The organism is Oceanimonas aquatica (assembly GCF_030732065.1).
Lineage (GTDB): Bacteria > Pseudomonadota > Gammaproteobacteria > Enterobacterales > Aeromonadaceae > Oceanimonas.
The window spans coordinates 209,887-225,281 of the sequence record NZ_JAVBHX010000003.1 but is presented as its reverse complement, the minus strand read 5'-3'; the positions used below and the strand labels follow the sequence as shown (position 1 = coordinate 225,281).

Genomic DNA, 15,395 nt, shown 5'->3' with positions numbered 1-15,395 from the left:
ATGTCTCTACTGGACTATTTCCGTTCAAGAAAGAACCAGAGCAGCGCCAAACTGGCGAAGGAGCGACTGCAGATCATCGTGGCCCATGAGCGCAGCCAGCGGGATACCCCCGATTACCTGCCGCAAATGAAACAGGATATTCTGGAAGTCATTCGCAAGTATGTCAGTATCGAGCTGGAGCAGATTTCGGTTCAGCTCGATCAGAAAGGAGACAACCTCTCGGTGCTGGAGCTGAATATCATGCTGCCCGAGCAGGACGACAAACCCAGCTCGTAAGCTGAAAGCTGGAAGAATTAAAACAGTGCCACTTAAAATGCGGCACTGTTTTTTTTGTCTGCACAGCGTTATGGATCCACTGTGGTCATTCCGGCCCTCGAGCCGGAATCCATTCTGCAGATGGCGGTGAATTCCGCCGAAGACACTGCTCTCTGCGATGACCCCTCATCCCCACCTTCATGACGTTCCTTCGCGGGGTGACGGTTAAGTAGCAGCTGATGAAAAATTATAGCCGGCTTTGTAACAGCTCACCGCGCCATCCCTGCAACAGCGCAGGTTGGTTGTTTTCGCATTCTTCCAGCCGCCATTTCCAGCTCAGGTACTGGTGGATCAGCCGCTTCGAGGCAATCAGCTCGGCCGGTACACCGGACTCCTCACCCGCCTGCTCCACCAGACCGCGAATGCGCTTGAGCTCCGCCTTGTAACCGGGGTAATCCACCAGCCGCCTGACCGGCTCAGGCCAGGTTTCCGGGGCCGCCAGCGCCTGTTGCACAAAGCCCAGCAGGGTCTGGCCGTGGCGCTTGATCTCCATCGGCTCCAGCCCCAGCCGGTTGAGATCACTCAGGCTTAGGGGGGCCCGCTCGGCTACCCGGAACAGATGAGCTTCGCGCACCACAAAATTGACCGCCAGATCCCGCTTGCGTGCCTCGTTCAGCCGCCATTCGCACAGCCGTTGCAAAATCCCCAGGGCCTGACGGTCCAGGGTCCAGGCGTTTTTAACGTCCAGATAAGCCAGCGCCGGCTCCACGCTCACAGCCCGGCGTTTAACCGCCCACTCGCATTCCTGCTCAAACCAGTCGAGCAGGCCCCTTTGCGCCAGTTGTTCGTGCAGCTTCTGGTACAGCGGGTACAGATAAATCACGTCATCGGCGGCATAGCTGAGCTGGGCCGCCGACAACGGCCGGGCCAGCCAGTCGGTACGGGCATGGGCCTTGTCGAGGCTGACGCAGAGCAGTTGTTCCACCAGGGGCGCAAAGCCGAGCTGGGCACCCAGGCCCAGAAACGCCGCCGCCAGCTGAGTGTCGTGCACCCGGGCGGGCAGCGCGCCGCTCTGATGCTGAAACAGCTCCAGATCCTCTCCCCCGGCATGCAGCAGACAGATCCGGTTTGAATCGTGCAGCAAGCGCCACAGGGGGCTCAGATCGGTAACGGCCTGGGGATCTATCAGCGCGGTGCGCTCACCGTCGTGCAGCTGGTACAGGCCGGGACGGGCATAAAAGGTGCGGGTTCGTACAAACTCGGTATCTACCGCCAGCAGGGTGGCGTCGGTCTGGCAAAACTCTGCCAGGGTCTGATTATCGGCAATATATGTATAAGTCATGCAGGCTCTGTCAGCATTGGCCCGGTTCGGCCGGGCGCAAAAATGGGTGATCGTTCAGCGGCGTCGTTGCCGGTGCCACTGGCGCAGCAGGCGCTGGCGCTGACGCTGGCGTTGCCGCTGGCAATGGCGTGTTCGGTGATAGGGCCGCTGCGGAAACATCAGCGGCGTGTCTTCCCGGGTAAACGAATAAAAGATGGTCACCCCGACTCCTCAGCGACCGGGCAGCTTTTGCCAGGTCACCTTGTCTCGCAAATACACCGGTCTGGCCTCGGCGGCACTCACACCACGGCCGGCGGCCAGATCCTTGAGCGCCTGAGGCAGCATGTCCTGGGCCTCGGGAAAGGGCACCGCCTCGCACAACGCCTTCACCCGCTCCGTCAGTTCAGGATAGGTGACAAAGCCGCTGCCGGCGCCCTGTTGCCACTGGTCCTGGCAGTTGGCAAGAAACTCCGCCGGCGGCAGTACGGCCTCGGGCCGGGTGCCGGTCATGACCCCCTGCTCAAGGGCAAAACCACCGGCATAGATTTCGCCCATGCGGGCATCAATGGTGGCCAGCACGGTGTCACAGCCGGTGTGGCGGTGCACGCCCTGGGCCAGGGCCTGCAGGTTGGACACCCCAAACAGCGGCAGATCGGCGCCAAAGGCCAGCCCCTGGGCCACCCCAAGAGTAATGCGCACCCCGGTAAAGGAGCCGGGCCCGCGGCCAAAGGCCAGTCCGTCCAGCTGCGTCAGGGTGACGCCGGCCTCGGCCAGCAGTTCTTCCACCATGGGCAGGATCAATTCGGTATGGCCCCGTGGCGCCACCTGGTAGCGGCTGAGCACGTTTCCGTCCTGCCAGAGGGCGGCAGAGCAGGCTTCGGTGGCGGTGTCGATGGCCATTAACAGGCTCATGGCATTACTCCAGATTTGACAAAAATTCGTTCAGTTGCGGCAGGCTGCGGGTGCGTGGCATGGCCGGCAGGCTGGCGATAAAGTCGGCGCCATAGGCCCGGTTCACCAGGCGGGCGTCGGTGATCACCAGCACCCCCCTGTCTTCCACGTCACGGATCAGCCGGCCCACCCCCTGCTTGAGGGTAATGATGGCCTTGGGCAACTGCACCCGGGCAAAACCGTCTTCGCCCCGGCGGCGGCAGTCTTCCAGCCGGGCACTGAGCAGAGGGTCGTCCGGGGCAGCAAAGGGCAGCTTGTCGATCACCACGCACTGCAGGGCACGGCCGCGCACGTCGATCCCCTCCCAGAAACTGCTGGTGGCCACCAGCACGGCGCGGCCGTCCTGGCTGAACCGCTCCAGCAGCCGTACCTTGTTGTCTTCCCCCTGCATCAGCACGGTGCGATCCAGACGGGCGCGCAGCACCTCGGCCACTTCTCGCATCACCTGATAACTGGTGCACAGAAAAAAGGAACCACCGGGTACCCGGGCAAGGGTGTCGAGCAGGCTGTTGGCCAGCAGTTTGCCCCGGCCCGCACCGCTGGTCTCGGGCAGGTAGCGGGGTACGCACAGGCGCGACTGGCGAGGGTAATCAAAAGGGCTGTCCAATTGCAAGGTGCGACACTCGGTGAGTCCGAGATCGGCGCAAAAGTGCGCAAAACTGGTGCCCACGGCCAGGGTGGCCGAGGTAAACACCCAGCTGGTTTCTTCCCGGGCCAGCTCGCTGGCAAAACGCTCGGCCACCGACAGCGGCGTCTTGTGCAGGGCCACGTGCAGCCGGCTGCAGTCATACCAGAAGGAATAACCGTTTTCCTCGACCCGGGTCAGGCCTTCAAGCTGGGTGCGCAGGCCAATCAGCCGCTCAAAGCACTGGTCGAGTTGCTCGCCCCGGCCGAGTGCCAGCTTCAGCACCTCGTGAGTAAAGGCCAGGCTGTCGTTCAGCCGGGCCAGGGCCTGCGCCACTTGTGGCCGGCCCAGCGCCGGCCTGAGCTGGCCGCGGCCGGTGTCCAGGCCAAAGGCCAGGCGAAAATCCTGGGCGCAGCGCTCCAGCTGATCCGCCGCCTTGCCCAGCTGGGCCATGTCACGGGCCTCGGTTTTCTGGGCCAGCCTGAGATCCCGCGACAATTCGGTAAACTGCCGGCTCGACTGACTCTGGCCAAAATACTGGCCGGCAATCTCGGGCAACTGGTGGGCCTCGTCGAGAATACACACCTCGGCGTCGGGGATCAGCTGGCCAAAGCCGGTGTCGCGCACCGCCATGTCGGCAAAAAACAGATGATGATTGACCACCACCACCTGGGCCTCCATGGCCTTGTTGCGGGCCCTGACCAGGTAACAATCCTGATAATGGGCGCAATCGCGGCCGGCACAGTTGTCGTTGGTGCTGGTCACCAGCGGCAATATGTCGCTGCGCTCGGGCAGCCCGGGAATGTCGCCCACGTCACCGGTGGTGGTGAGCGGCGCAAAGCGTTTGACCACTTGCAGATCGGCCAGCGCCTCGGAAGACAGGCCGGGCACGGTATCATTAAGCCGGCCCAGTCGTTCAATGCACAGATAATTGGCCCGGCCCTTGAGCAGGGCCACCGGATGACTGTAGCCCAGCGCCTTGACCAGGGTGGGCAGGTCACGGTGATAGAGCTGCTCCTGCAGGTTGCGCGAGCCGGTGCTCACCACCACCTTTTTGCCGGCGGCCAGGGCCGGCGCCAGATAGGCATAGGTCTTGCCGGTGCCGGTGCCCGCCTCCACCACCAGCGGAATGCGATCGGTCATGGCCCGGGCCACCGCCGCCGACATCTCCACCTGGGCGGCACGGGGGCTGAAACCCTCTATCGCCTGGGCGAGCGGTCCTTCGGGGTCAAAGAGTACGGTACTGTCGGTAGGCTCCACAGGCGGCGGTTCCGTTGGCGAAAAAGAGAATCATACCAAAAGCCGCCCACCGGCGGCAGGCGGTGCGGGGTTTTATTCAGGCGCCGTGAGTGATCAGCATGTGTCCCAGAATACCCAGCAGAAAGCCAAGCACGGCGCCCATGGGCGGAGCCCAGTGGCGTTCCAGCACCGCCTGAGGGGCAATGTCCTGAAACACCGAATACAAAATGCCACCGGCGGCAAACAGCATGATGCCCGACACCAGCGGCGGGTTGGCCGCCAGCCAGAAATAGCCCGCCAGTGCCGCCGCCGGCCCCAGCAACGCCATGCCCACAAAGGATTTCACCGCCCGCCCCCGGCCATTGCCGGGCCTGGCGGTAGCGGACAGCTCCCGGTAGGCATTAAAGCCTTCCGGCAGGTTCTGCAACGCCATCAGTCCGGCCAGCAACAGGGCACCACTCTTGCTGCCATAGGCAAAGGCCGCCCCCAGTGCCAGGGATTCGGGAATAAAGTCCGACAGCATGGCCGCCAGCTGCCCGGCCCGGGTTTTAAACCGGTCGAGCAGCACATCCAGCGCCATAAAGGCCAGGCCGCCGCCGGCAAAACACAGGGCCGCGCTGCTGGCAGTGAGCCGCGCCGCCCCTTCCGGCACCAGCACCAAAGCCACCGCCGACAGCAGGGCTCCACCGCCAAAAGCCACCACCGAATGACGCAACTCGTTTTCCAGCCAGTCGGGATGAATGCGCTCGATGCGCGCCAGCAGGGCCCCGGCCGGCATGGCCAGTCCCGCCAGCAATGTAAAGACGATCATCATCATAACGTCGGTCATGGTGTGCTCCTGATGTGTGATTATTATTGATTGTTTGCCGTGGGTGCCGGCCTCAGGCCTCACCCAACTCGTATTCCAGCTGCTCTTCGCCCAGCTCGGCAAAACGCTGCCAGCGGTTTTTGCCTGCCTGCTTGGCGGCGTACATGGCCAGATCCGCCCGGCGCATCAGCTTGTCGGCGTCAACGCCGTCCTTTGGGTATACCGCCAGGCCGAGGCTGGCGGACACTCGCACCCTGATGCCTGCAATGTCGACGGGTGCGCTGGCAGCGGCCAGCAGTCGCTCCATTACCTCGTCGCCATCGTCGGGGCCGGCCATGCCGGCCAGCACCGCCACAAACTCGTCGCCGCCCATGCGCGCCAGAGTGTCGTTTTCCCGCAGGCAGTGCTGCATGCACGCCCCCAATTGCCTGAGCAGTTCGTCGCCGGCGTCATGGCCATGGGTATCGTTGACCGCCTTGAAACCGTCCAGATCGAGAAACACCAGTCCCACCGCCCCGCCCTGACGGCGACAGGCGGCCAGCGCCTGCTGCAGCCGGTCGGCCAGCAGCAGGCGGTTGGGCAGACCGGTCAGGGCATCGTAATGGGCAATGCGCTCCAGTTTTTCCTGCTGATCCAACAGCGGGGTAATGTCCGAGAACATGGACACGAAATGGCGGGAATGGCCGGCTTCATCCTGCACCCGGCTGACGTTCAGCATCTGGGCATACTGCTCGCCGCACTGGCGCCGGCTCCACACCTCGCCCTGCCAGTAGCCATGACAGGCCAGCGCCTGCCAGATCTCGGCATAAAAGCCCGAAGAATGACGCCCGGAATGCAGCAGGGTGGCATTGTTGCCCAGCACCTTGTCGCGCTCATAACCGGTAATGCGGGTAAAGGCCTCGTTCACATCGAGAATGGTGCCGGCTTCATCGGTGATCATGATGGCTTCCCGAGTGTGGCTGAATACGCTCGCCGCCAGTCGCAGGTCGAGATCGGCCCGGCGCTGAGCGGTAATATCGGCAAAGGCCACCACCAGGCTGTACCGGCTGTGCCCCAGGGGGGTGGCACTGACGTTCAGCCAGCGTTGACCGGCTGCCGACTGCAGCGACATCACCACATCGTGCACCGGCCGGTCTTCGGCCAGCGCCCGGGAGCTGGCGAACTCGCTTTTGGGCATGGCACTGCCGTCTTCCCGCAGCACCTGCCAGCCCTGATTGTCATATACGTCTTCCAGCCGGTGCCGGGGGCGTATGCCCAGCATGCTCTCGGCGGCGGCATTGCAATGCACTATCATTCCCTTGCGGTCGGTCAGGGCAATGCCCATGGGCAAAAAGGCCACTATGGTGCGCAGCCGCTCTTCGTTATCGGCAATCTCCGCCTGCTGCTGCTTGCGGTAACTGATGTCATGCAAAGTGCCCGACATGCGCACCACCCGGCCCGTGGTGTTGCGTTCCAGCACTCTGCCCTTGATCAGTACCCAGGCATAACCTCCCCGGCGATGACGCAGGCGAAGCTCCAGTTCAAGGTGCTCAAGCCGTCCTTCCAGCACGCGCTGCCAGGCCTGCTTCAGCGTGGCCAGATCCTGAGCATGAAACAGGGCACGCAGCTGATTTGCGCTGAAGGGCCCGGGCCAGGCCCGGTGGTAACCGGCAGGGCCGGCACATTGCTCACTGCAATACAGGCGGTCCTGAGCCGGTTGCCATTCCCAGGTGCCAATGCCGGTGCCCCAGATCACTTCTTCCAGCTTGCGGCTCTGCTCCTTGTAGGCACGGCGGCTCTGACGCACCTGATAATGCTTGCCAAACAGCGCCACCAGGCTGAGGCTGAGCAGCAGCATCAGCACAGACACAAACACCAGCCAGGGCCCGTAAAATCGCCACAGGGCCAGCAGACTGGGCTCTTCTTCCGCATCAAAGGGCGGCTGGCGCAGGCGCCGGGCCAGGTTTTCCACCGGCAGGTAATCCCCGGGCGGGGCAAAGCCCTCAATGCCCGCGGCCAGGGCGGCGGGATGATCGTGCTCCAGGGCCATCAGGGCACTGGCAATGCGGCGAACATGCGGCATGGATACCCGTGGCAGGGCCAGAAAAGGCCACTCGGGATAAAGCCGGGTTGAAACCGCGTAAGGAAAACCGGGCAGGTGCTGGGCATTCAGCACCCGGAACCGGCGTTGCTGCACCTCAGGCAGGCTTTCAAGGATCCCGGTGCGAACAAAGCCGGCATCGGCCCGCCCTTCCAACAGGGTGGCGATCACCCCGTCGTGGCCGCCCACGGCAGACAGGGTGGTGTCCTTGCCCAGGCGAATGCCGGCCTCCAGCAGCTCCAGCGCCTGGGTCTGATAGCCCCCCAGAAAGCGTTTTCCGGGAATGGCGATATGGCGGTTGCGCAGATCCTCAAGGGTATTCAGATCACTGCGCTCCCGGCGCGTCAGGATCACGCCGCCAAGGGCACTGGTGGCCTCGCCCTGTTCGCGGCTGATCTTGGTGGCCAGTACCCCGGTCAGGGCATTATGACTGCGCAGCAACAAATAGTGGCTGGGGTTGGTAAAGACCAGATCCAGCCCATTGCGGGACAGCTCGGTTTCCATTTCGTCCTGGTTCAGGACCCGCAGCCGCACCTGGGTACCGGGCAATTGTTCACTCAGGTAATCGGCGAGAGGCTGATACATGGTGATCATCATGGGTTTGGGGCGGTAGGCAAACACGCCCAGGGTCAGCATCTGCTCCGCCCGCGCCGGCAACGCCAGCAGACACAACAAGAACAATGCGCGGCAATACAAACTCATTCCCTCTCCTCGGGAAGCCAGCGAGGGCTGAACAGATGTTGCAGCCGGTCGGGCCGCAGCAGCAGACCATGATCCAGCATAATATCGTGCAACTGATGGGCCGCCTGAGCCAGGCGGCTGTCCTGTTCATCCAGATAGCGGCGGTTGGCCGTGAGATTGGGCATTACCACCCCGGCCAGCGCCTGCTCCACCTGGGGCAGCGATACATTCTGCCGGCCGGCAATACGGTAGAGCGCATCCTGACGGTTGGTACGAATGTGCTCCAGCGCCCGAAAATGGTTGTTCACCAGTGCGGCCAGCGAGCCGGTGCCGGACGCATCGGTGCGCAAGGCCAGCACGTCGAAGATGGTATCGGGCAGGCTGCGGCTGTCGAACAGCCGTGTGCCGCCCTGTGCCAGCAAGCGTCCGGCGGTGGGCTCGTAGGTGATCACGGCGTCAACGCGTTCCTGTTGCCAGGCCGCCAGCTGTTCGTCGGGAGCCAGCTCCACCAGCCGGACCGCCGAGCGCGGCAGGCCGGCGCTGTGCAGTATGCGGTTCAGCATCAGGGCACCCAGGGCGGTGGACTCCACCCCCAGCCGCTTGCCCGCCAGCTGATCCAGCTGCTGAATACCGGTACGGGCCACCAGCATGTCGGCGCCCGCCGACACATTGAACACGGTAGCAATGGTCAGCGGAATACCCTGACTGCGCGCCAGCAATACCTCGTCCAGGGTCAGGCAGGCCGCATCCAGCTCGCCGTTGCGCAGGCCCTTGAGGGAGTCGGTGGCATTGGCCCCCGACACCAGCTTTACGCTGTCGGGCAACCAGTTAAGATTGCGGGCAAGATACAGGGTTTCGTAACCAATCCAGGCATGAATACCAACCCGCAGTGGCGATACTCCACATCCGAGCAGCGGCAATGCCGCCAGGCTGGCGAGGCCGGTAAGAAAACGACGGCGTTCCATGATAGATAGACCTCTCCTGGCCGGTGAGTGAACGTCCCGGTACGGCGTCAAAGCCGGCTAAAGGGAGCTCACCCATCCCTGTGGGCAAATGCACAAATACGTAGTGAATATTCTCGCACAGATTCAAACGGGCAAGAAGTGTTCAGCACCTCGTGAGGCAACGTTGCGCTATTCTCTGTTTACAACAAAACAAAATAGTCAACGGCTGTCGATCTCATGGAGGCTGAGATGTCCAACTCACCCACCCCTGCGCAGAATCATCTGCTGTCCGCCTTACCCGACGAAGTCAAGGAGCGCCTGTTTCCCTTTCTCGAGTTGGTGTCGCTGCCATTGGGAAAGGTCTTGTATGAATCAGGAAGTCAACTGCGTTACGTCTACTTTCCCACCGATGCCATCATTTCGCTGCTCTATGTAATGCAGGACGGCGCATCGGCAGAGATTTCGGTGGTTGGTAACGAGGGAATCATTGGTATTGCCGTCTTTATGGGGGGCGAAAGTACTCCCAGCCGGGCACTGGTGCAAAGCGCCGGCCACGCCTACCGGCTGGCCAGCGTGCGACTCAAGGAAGAATTCAATCGTGATGCGACCATGCGGTTGCTGATGCTGCGCTACACCCAGGCACTGATCACCCAGATGGCCCAGACGGCAGTATGCAACCGCCATCATTCGGTCGATCAGCAGCTATGCCGCTGGCTGCTGCTGTCTCTGGATCGGTTGCCGGATAACCGCCTGACCATGACCCAGGAGCTGATAGCCAACATGCTGGGGGTACGCCGGGAAGGGGTCACCATTGCCGCCGGCAAGCTGCAGCAGCTCGGTGTTATCGAGTACCATCGCGGCCATATCACTGTGCTGGACCGCACCAAGCTGGAACAACTCAGCTGCGAATGCTATGCCGTGGTCAAGAAGGAAACCGACCGGCTGCTGGCCATGTCGCCGACCAGCTCATAAAAAACCGCCGTGCCCCTAACCGGATTGCACGACGGCACCCTGACCAGCGCGTCAGGAGATTAAAAAGTGAGCGCCTTGGCCTCAACACTCTTGACCCCACGTATATTCTGGGCATGTTCGATGGCCAGCGCCCGTTCGGCGCCACTGTGTACCTTGCCACTGAGATGGACCACGCCGTCTTCCGTGGTAACCGCTATATCGGAGCTGCTGACATTGCTGGAATACATAAAGGTCGCCTTCACCTTCATGGTGATCCAGCTGTCGGACATCCCGTGCCCGGCCCCTTTTCCCGTCTCTTTGGGCTCGTTTTTGGTGATATTCGGATCTATCCGCAGCTGGTTGTCCACGCCCAGCACGCCGCGGGTGCTCGCGGCCTGCCTCTCGGCGAATTCCTTGGCTTCGACGCTGCCGGCCGCTCCCTTCAGTGTGACCTTGCCTCTTTCGGTTGTCACTTCCACGGCCAGGCCGTCGGCATGCTTGCTCCACAACAGCTTAGACTTGACCGCCGCGGTCATGGAGATGTCATCGACCCGCTCGCCATAACTGCGCGCGCCGGTCGGCGCCGGCAGCGCATAACCTGCCTTCACCTGGATATCGTTGTTAACGGAGGTGATCCCCTCCACCCCCAGGGCAATCTCCTCGGCCAGCTCTTTATTGACGGCCTCGTCCACCACGCCGGTAAGGGTCGCCTCGCCGTCTTGAACCACCACCAGCAGATCGTTGGCCCGCAAATAGGGGCTCAGGATATAGGTGGTCCAAATCTGGGTTTCCATCCTGATATCAGACATTTCATAGGGCCGGGTCTGGGTTTGTGCACAGAGCGAAGCACTAAAAACGGCGAGCAGCAGTAACCCGCCCAACGCCATCATTAATTTCAACTGTTGATACTGTATATGGAAAATATACATGGCCTTTCTCCGGAATAAACCAATACGAAAGCCTGTGTTCCGCTACCGGACCCGGCCACGCCGCTGAGGCGGCATGGCCGGGGTTAACGATCGCAGGGCGTTATCATCCGCTCCGTCCATGGACTGGTACCGCCCTGCGACCTCGAGCCCCTTTTTATCGGCCTCTACTTCTTGGCTTCGGGGCGTTGCGGCTTGGGCTCTTGCTGGCCCTGCGCCTGCGCTTGAGGCTCTTGCTGACCCTGCGCTTTACGGGGTTCTTGTTGCTCTTCGCCCAGTTTGCGCTGTTGCTGGGGATCCTGGGGAGCCGTTTTTTTGCCGGGCTGCTCGGGTTGGTTGGGTTTGTGTGACTTGTCCATAATAACCTCGGAGTGTTAACCGTCCGCGATATTGCGGGCTGGCTACAAGGTAACAATGACAGGGAATCGGTACGGCGTCGGTACGTTGTCGCGCATAACGGGAAATACTTGCTGAACTGCATCTGATGCATGTAAAGGATGGGTTGGCAGACCAGGGACGAGGAAAATGCCCCGGGGCCTGATGACCCCAAGGACACATGTTAATTTTACTATTCGAGCGCCTCAGCCAACACGTATGCCGTCCAGGGCGCCCAGAACGCCGAACGCCTGCAACAGCCAGATGACCACGGCAATAACGACAACGATATTAAGGATATTTTTGATCTTGCGATCCATGGGAATGTAAGCGTTAACCAGCCAAAGCAGAACACCCACCACAATCAGCACGATAACCAGGTTAATAAGTGGCATGAGGACTCTCCTGTGAGATAAATCCGGTATAGCCTGTTGGTATAAAAGCTACCGTCAGGGCCAGTCTACCGATTGATACGAGAAATCTTGGTGCCTTCTATGCTGAGTCCCGCCATCAGTCCCTGCTGGCTGAAAATAAACGCATAGGCATCATGTTGCAGGGACGAGGTCGACAGGTTTTTTGCGACCCCTTCGTCCACCACCACCACGGTGGGACCAACACCCAGCTCCCAGCCTTGGGTATCTTCAACATAGCGCACTGCCTCCTCGGTCATCAGAAACACTGCATAGCCATACGTCTGGGCACCGATTTGCAGCCCCCAGGATCCTGAAACCGAGTTGTAATAATCGACGGTCGAGTCACCTTTTATCAGCACGCCTTCCCCATAGCTGCCGCCAAAGACCAGCCCCGCCTTCACCATATTCGGGAATACCAGTACCCCCTTGGCCGTGTGCGAAAGGCTCTCGGCGATAGGCTCGGTGCGATACAGGGTCTGCAGCGCCTGACGGGAATCCCTGTCCAGATCTTCCGCAGTGGCCGCGACGGCCTGATTATTCGCCGCCGGCAGGACGAAGAAAGCCGCCGCCAGGATGAGCGCGAACACATTGCGTTGTAGGCTGTACATAATCATTACTCCTTCACAGAACATCCCCCAAGGGGGCTGAAGCTATCGTCATTGATGCATCCAACCGGCGGGGTACTTCGTGCATTGCTATATAGCGCGCTGCCTTGGAATCCCCCGCCGTCACGAGCCATAACGATGGCTTCTTCAGTGGCGTAGTGCTTGCGGTCAGATCCGCCCCAGCAACAGCAACACCACCACAATAACCAGCACAACCCCCAGTACCCCGCTCGGAGCGAAGCCCCAATTACGGCTGTAAGGCCAGCTTGGAATGACGCCGATCAACAGCAAGACCAGCAGGATTAACAGAATGGTACCCATAATATGCGATGCCTCCTGGCAGGTGACCAACAAGGATGTCGGCAGATGCCGAACCCCGTTTGCGGGCGCAGCGACGGACATTGCCTGCCACGCCGTTCGGGTGATACCGATAACTGAACGACCAGCATGGCACTCGGTCATCATCACCTGACTCCCACTTTACTCTCACTGAAAACATCGTCTGTTCGTTAGCGCACACGGACCGCCAGACCTGTTTCGATGCTATGTACGCCATCGCACAGACAGCCCCTAACCGGATGAATAATCTTGTACTTGGCGGCGTCGACCATGTTGACCATGGCGATGTCGTACATGCGGTACCACCATCATGACGAACACGGGAAACCGCACTTGGAACTCGACCGGCCGCACCGCCACAGGAGGCGATATGAACCGGAATTGCACCCACCTTCACACCGCACAGGGGCGACACACAACGTCGGGGACAAGGCCCAGGCCGCCGAATACCCGGACCGCAGGAAAGTCTTGCGTAACGCTCTGGTCATGGGCTGCAGTCTGTTGATCCCCGTCGCCCTGGTAGGCTGTGAACCCAAACCGGAGATCCCGTCCCGGGGGGCGGACGACACCCCCGCCACTCCCCAGGCGGCCAAGGTTCCGCAGGCCAGTGTGCAATACCAAGTCCATCCCAACGAAGGCAGGCAGTGCAGCCAGTGCGAGCACTTTATCGCCGAGTCAAACAGTTGCCGGTTGGTGGCTGGCAACATCAGTAATACCGGTTGGTGTAGCCTGTGGACCGCGACTTGAAGCGGCATGGTTACCCCCCGGCCTTGCCGGCCCTGGTGCCGGCGGGCTCATCCATCAATACAGGAGTGACATATGAACTGGGATATCGTGGAAGGCAACTGGAAGCAGTTCAAGGGCAAGGTCCAGACGCAATGGGGCAAGCTGACCGACGATCAACTCGACGTCATTGCCGGCAAACGCGAAGAGCTGGCGGGCAAGCTCCAGGAAGCCTACGGCATCAGCAAGGACGAAGCCGAACAGCAGATAAAGGAATTTGAAGAACAAAATAAAGACTAAACCAAGCAGCACCGTCCCGGGGCGGCCCGGGACACTCCCGCCACATCAGCCCAAACAACGGCGCCGGCTGGCCCGCATCCCAGCAGGGGCAGCACCGCCAGCAAAAAAAGCTGTTAACGTGGCGGCTCTTGAAGACGCCTACCGCTGATACAAGTAGGCGCCATCCTCCCCGGTCAGCAAGCCGGGACCTTCAGGAATTTCCCGCTCGCTGTGGTACTGAGCCGGAGTGCCATTGCAGCCGGCCAGCGCCAGCAAAAGCAGCAAAATGCCTGTTTTCATCATGACTCCTAGAATTTGAGCCGGGCACCGGCAATCAGGGCATCGACATCATCCAGTGACTCGTCGGCCCGCTCAAGATCGTAGTTGCGATAGCCCACATAGAGCTCGGTCGCCCAGTCGTCGACATTCTGCACCAGCTGAACCCCCACCGACCTGGCCTTGTCGCTTCTGAACTCGGCATGATTGGCGACATGATAATCCACGGACATGGCAGTATTGCCGGCACTGAACCACTGGTTCTGATAGCCCAGCTTGCCGTAGACAAAATTGGGATCCTGCTCACCGGCATCCCGCTCGCCGGCGGCCACGGTCAGGCTGACGCCACTGGTGTGCAGAAACGACGCCGAGCCATTGACCTGGCCGTCATTGCTTTCCTGATCCGAATACGCCACGGCGGCGGCCAGGCTACCATAGCGATAATCGGCGGAATAACTGAGCGCCGCATCCCAGGCGCTGTCTTCAACGGCACTGACCGCCAGTTTGGCACCACCAAAGCTGGGGGTGTCGTAGCGCAGGCGGTCTGCCCGGCCCAGGCCATCCAGGTTGATAAAGCTGTCACCCACGGTTGAATCGCTCAGGTCACCAGCATCATCCCGAAACTTGATGCCGCCGGCGATATCGGCGGTGGAGGAGTAGCCGACCAGCGCTGTGCCGGACAAGTCCATTTCCGAGCTGTTGTCACTGGCGGTCCAGCCCTTACCGACCCACAGTTTACCCAGCCTCTCATGGTCGAAATACACTTCGAGCCGGCGGTCGGAGATGGTATCGCCACTCGGCGATTCGTCGTCCTGGCTGACGGCAAAGGAAGAGTTCGACTCCAGTTGCACCTCAATGGCCGTCCCTACAGTCAGCTCGGGTGAGACATCCCCTTCCCCGATCACCCTTAAGCGGGTGGACGAGCTGTCATTGTCCACATGGTAGAGTTCGGTTTCTTCACCATCGTCTACCACCAGCATGGCCCGGTTGACGTGGCCGGATACCGAGACCCGTATTTTATCGTTGCCCGAACTGATGGCCGGCGACGACGTGCTTACACTGCCGGACCGGGCCTCGGCGGCATCGGCCCGCGCCTCGGCATCCCGGGCCTGGGCTTCCAGCTGTTCGACCCGATCGAGCAGGGTACCCAGCTGGCGCTTGAGTTGTTCCAGCTCCTGAGTGTCGGCAAGCACCGTGAAGGGGGTGCCGGCCATCACAAGCGTGATGGCCGTGGCCACCAGTGTTTTTTGATATGTCATACTGATTCTCCTCCTGCCTGACTACCACCAGCAGGTTCGCCCCAAGCGGCAAGCCCCGCGCAATTCTCGCGGTTCAAGGCATTGAGTGTGGCGGTCAACGACAGTGCGACTCGTCCTTCAATGGTCTCCCCTCCATGGAATGATTGTTTTTTGTACAAAACCTTGCCTGTTAACCTTAGTCAAAGCCGGTTTGAAGCTCCATGCCAATGGGCCCGGCAATGAAAGATCACCAACGGCACAGAAGACACATCCCGAGTGAATACAATATATATCACCACGCCATTTTGAATAAGTATTCATAATTACTGCTAAAAACCCTATTTCCAGAATAGTGAATCATGACAC

At 60.9% G+C, this 15,395-nt stretch carries 19 protein-coding genes; 4 read left to right on the top strand and 15 right to left on the bottom strand.

Annotated elements, in window-relative coordinates; all coding sequences use genetic code 11:
• The gene (gene minE / locus Q9290_RS06295) at window positions 1-276 is read left to right on the top strand and encodes a cell division topological specificity factor MinE (protein ID WP_306078793.1); all 276 of its coding nucleotides are present in this window, start codon (window positions 1-3) and stop codon (window positions 274-276) included.
• A gap of 226 nt (window positions 277-502) precedes the next feature.
• On the opposite strand, the gene rnd is transcribed toward minE, so the two are convergent.
• The 7 genes from rnd to Q9290_RS06260 form a co-directional block, all read right to left on the bottom strand.
• On the bottom strand, window positions 503-1,597 hold the full coding sequence (gene rnd, locus Q9290_RS06290; RefSeq protein WP_306078792.1) for a ribonuclease D: 1,095 nt from the start codon (window positions 1,595-1,597) through the stop codon (window positions 503-505).
• A gap of 54 nt (window positions 1,598-1,651) precedes the next feature.
• Entirely contained in the window at window positions 1,652-1,798 is a 147-nt protein-coding gene (locus tag Q9290_RS06285) for a hypothetical protein (RefSeq protein WP_306078791.1), read from the bottom strand.
• A 9-nt stretch (window positions 1,799-1,807) separates the two neighbouring features.
• Entirely contained in the window at window positions 1,808-2,488 is a 681-nt protein-coding gene (tsaB, locus tag Q9290_RS06280) for a tRNA (adenosine(37)-N6)-threonylcarbamoyltransferase complex dimerization subunit type 1 TsaB (protein WP_306078790.1), read from the bottom strand.
• Between the two features lie 4 nt (window positions 2,489-2,492).
• Window positions 2,493-4,412: an ATP-dependent DNA helicase gene (locus Q9290_RS06275; protein WP_306078789.1), complete on the bottom strand. Its 1,920-nt coding sequence runs from the start codon at window positions 4,410-4,412 to the stop codon at window positions 2,493-2,495.
• Window positions 4,413-4,488: 76 nt separating this feature from the next.
• Window positions 4,489-5,220, bottom strand: a complete 732-nt coding sequence (locus Q9290_RS06270) for a ZIP family metal transporter (protein ID WP_306078788.1) — start codon at window positions 5,218-5,220, stop codon at window positions 4,489-4,491.
• 52 nt (window positions 5,221-5,272) lie between these two features.
• The gene (locus tag Q9290_RS06265) at window positions 5,273-7,981 is read right to left on the bottom strand and encodes a diguanylate cyclase domain-containing protein (RefSeq protein WP_306078787.1); all 2,709 of its coding nucleotides are present in this window, start codon (window positions 7,979-7,981) and stop codon (window positions 5,273-5,275) included.
• Window positions 7,978-8,925: an ABC transporter substrate-binding protein gene (locus Q9290_RS06260; protein WP_306078786.1), complete on the bottom strand. Its 948-nt coding sequence runs from the start codon at window positions 8,923-8,925 to the stop codon at window positions 7,978-7,980. Before Q9290_RS06260 ends, Q9290_RS06265 begins: the two co-directional genes overlap by 4 nt.
• 228 nt (window positions 8,926-9,153) lie before the next feature.
• Between Q9290_RS06260 and Q9290_RS06255 the strand changes: the two genes are divergently transcribed.
• On the top strand, window positions 9,154-9,876 hold the full coding sequence (locus Q9290_RS06255) for a Crp/Fnr family transcriptional regulator (protein ID WP_019933684.1): 723 nt from the start codon (window positions 9,154-9,156) through the stop codon (window positions 9,874-9,876).
• Between the two features lie 59 nt (window positions 9,877-9,935).
• Here Q9290_RS06255 and Q9290_RS06250 read toward each other — a convergent pair whose 3' ends face one another.
• The 6 genes from Q9290_RS06250 to Q9290_RS06225 all read right to left on the bottom strand — a co-directional run bounded on the left by Q9290_RS06250 (window position 9,936) and on the right by Q9290_RS06225 (window position 12,809).
• Window positions 9,936-10,784: a BON domain-containing protein gene (locus tag Q9290_RS06250; RefSeq protein ID WP_306078785.1), complete on the bottom strand. Its 849-nt coding sequence runs from the start codon at window positions 10,782-10,784 to the stop codon at window positions 9,936-9,938.
• A gap of 164 nt (window positions 10,785-10,948) precedes the next feature.
• Window positions 10,949-11,140, bottom strand: coding sequence for a hypothetical protein (locus tag Q9290_RS06245; protein WP_306078784.1), 192 nt, complete (start codon window positions 11,138-11,140; stop codon window positions 10,949-10,951).
• Between the two features lie 222 nt (window positions 11,141-11,362).
• The gene (locus Q9290_RS06240) at window positions 11,363-11,551 is read right to left on the bottom strand and encodes a Thivi_2564 family membrane protein (protein WP_019933687.1); all 189 of its coding nucleotides are present in this window, start codon (window positions 11,549-11,551) and stop codon (window positions 11,363-11,365) included.
• A 65-nt stretch (window positions 11,552-11,616) separates the two neighbouring features.
• The gene (locus Q9290_RS06235; RefSeq protein WP_306078783.1) at window positions 11,617-12,177 is read right to left on the bottom strand and encodes a lipid-binding SYLF domain-containing protein; all 561 of its coding nucleotides are present in this window, start codon (window positions 12,175-12,177) and stop codon (window positions 11,617-11,619) included.
• A 165-nt stretch (window positions 12,178-12,342) separates the two neighbouring features.
• Window positions 12,343-12,495, bottom strand: a complete 153-nt coding sequence (locus tag Q9290_RS06230; RefSeq protein WP_306078781.1) for a DUF3309 family protein — start codon at window positions 12,493-12,495, stop codon at window positions 12,343-12,345.
• 188 nt (window positions 12,496-12,683) lie between these two features.
• Window positions 12,684-12,809, bottom strand: coding sequence for a hypothetical protein (locus tag Q9290_RS06225; RefSeq protein WP_306078780.1), 126 nt, complete (start codon window positions 12,807-12,809; stop codon window positions 12,684-12,686).
• 172 nt (window positions 12,810-12,981) lie between these two features.
• On the opposite strand from Q9290_RS06225, the gene Q9290_RS06220 reads away from it, so the two are divergent.
• Both Q9290_RS06220 and Q9290_RS06215 read left to right on the top strand, forming a co-directional pair.
• Complete coding sequence (locus tag Q9290_RS06220) at window positions 12,982-13,260, top strand: high-potential iron-sulfur protein (protein WP_306078779.1); 279 nt, start codon at window positions 12,982-12,984, stop codon at window positions 13,258-13,260.
• Between the two features lie 72 nt (window positions 13,261-13,332).
• Window positions 13,333-13,536, top strand: coding sequence for a CsbD family protein (locus tag Q9290_RS06215; protein ID WP_306078778.1), 204 nt, complete (start codon window positions 13,333-13,335; stop codon window positions 13,534-13,536).
• Window positions 13,537-13,674: 138 nt separating this feature from the next.
• On the opposite strand, the gene Q9290_RS06210 is transcribed toward Q9290_RS06215, so the two are convergent.
• Together Q9290_RS06210 and Q9290_RS06205 are read right to left on the bottom strand one after the other, a co-directional pair.
• On the bottom strand, window positions 13,675-13,815 hold the full coding sequence (locus Q9290_RS06210; RefSeq protein WP_306078777.1) for a hypothetical protein: 141 nt from the start codon (window positions 13,813-13,815) through the stop codon (window positions 13,675-13,677).
• Window positions 13,816-13,823: 8 nt separating this feature from the next.
• Window positions 13,824-15,050: a porin gene (locus tag Q9290_RS06205; RefSeq protein WP_306078776.1), complete on the bottom strand. Its 1,227-nt coding sequence runs from the start codon at window positions 15,048-15,050 to the stop codon at window positions 13,824-13,826.
• Window positions 15,051-15,395 lie beyond the last annotated feature (345 nt).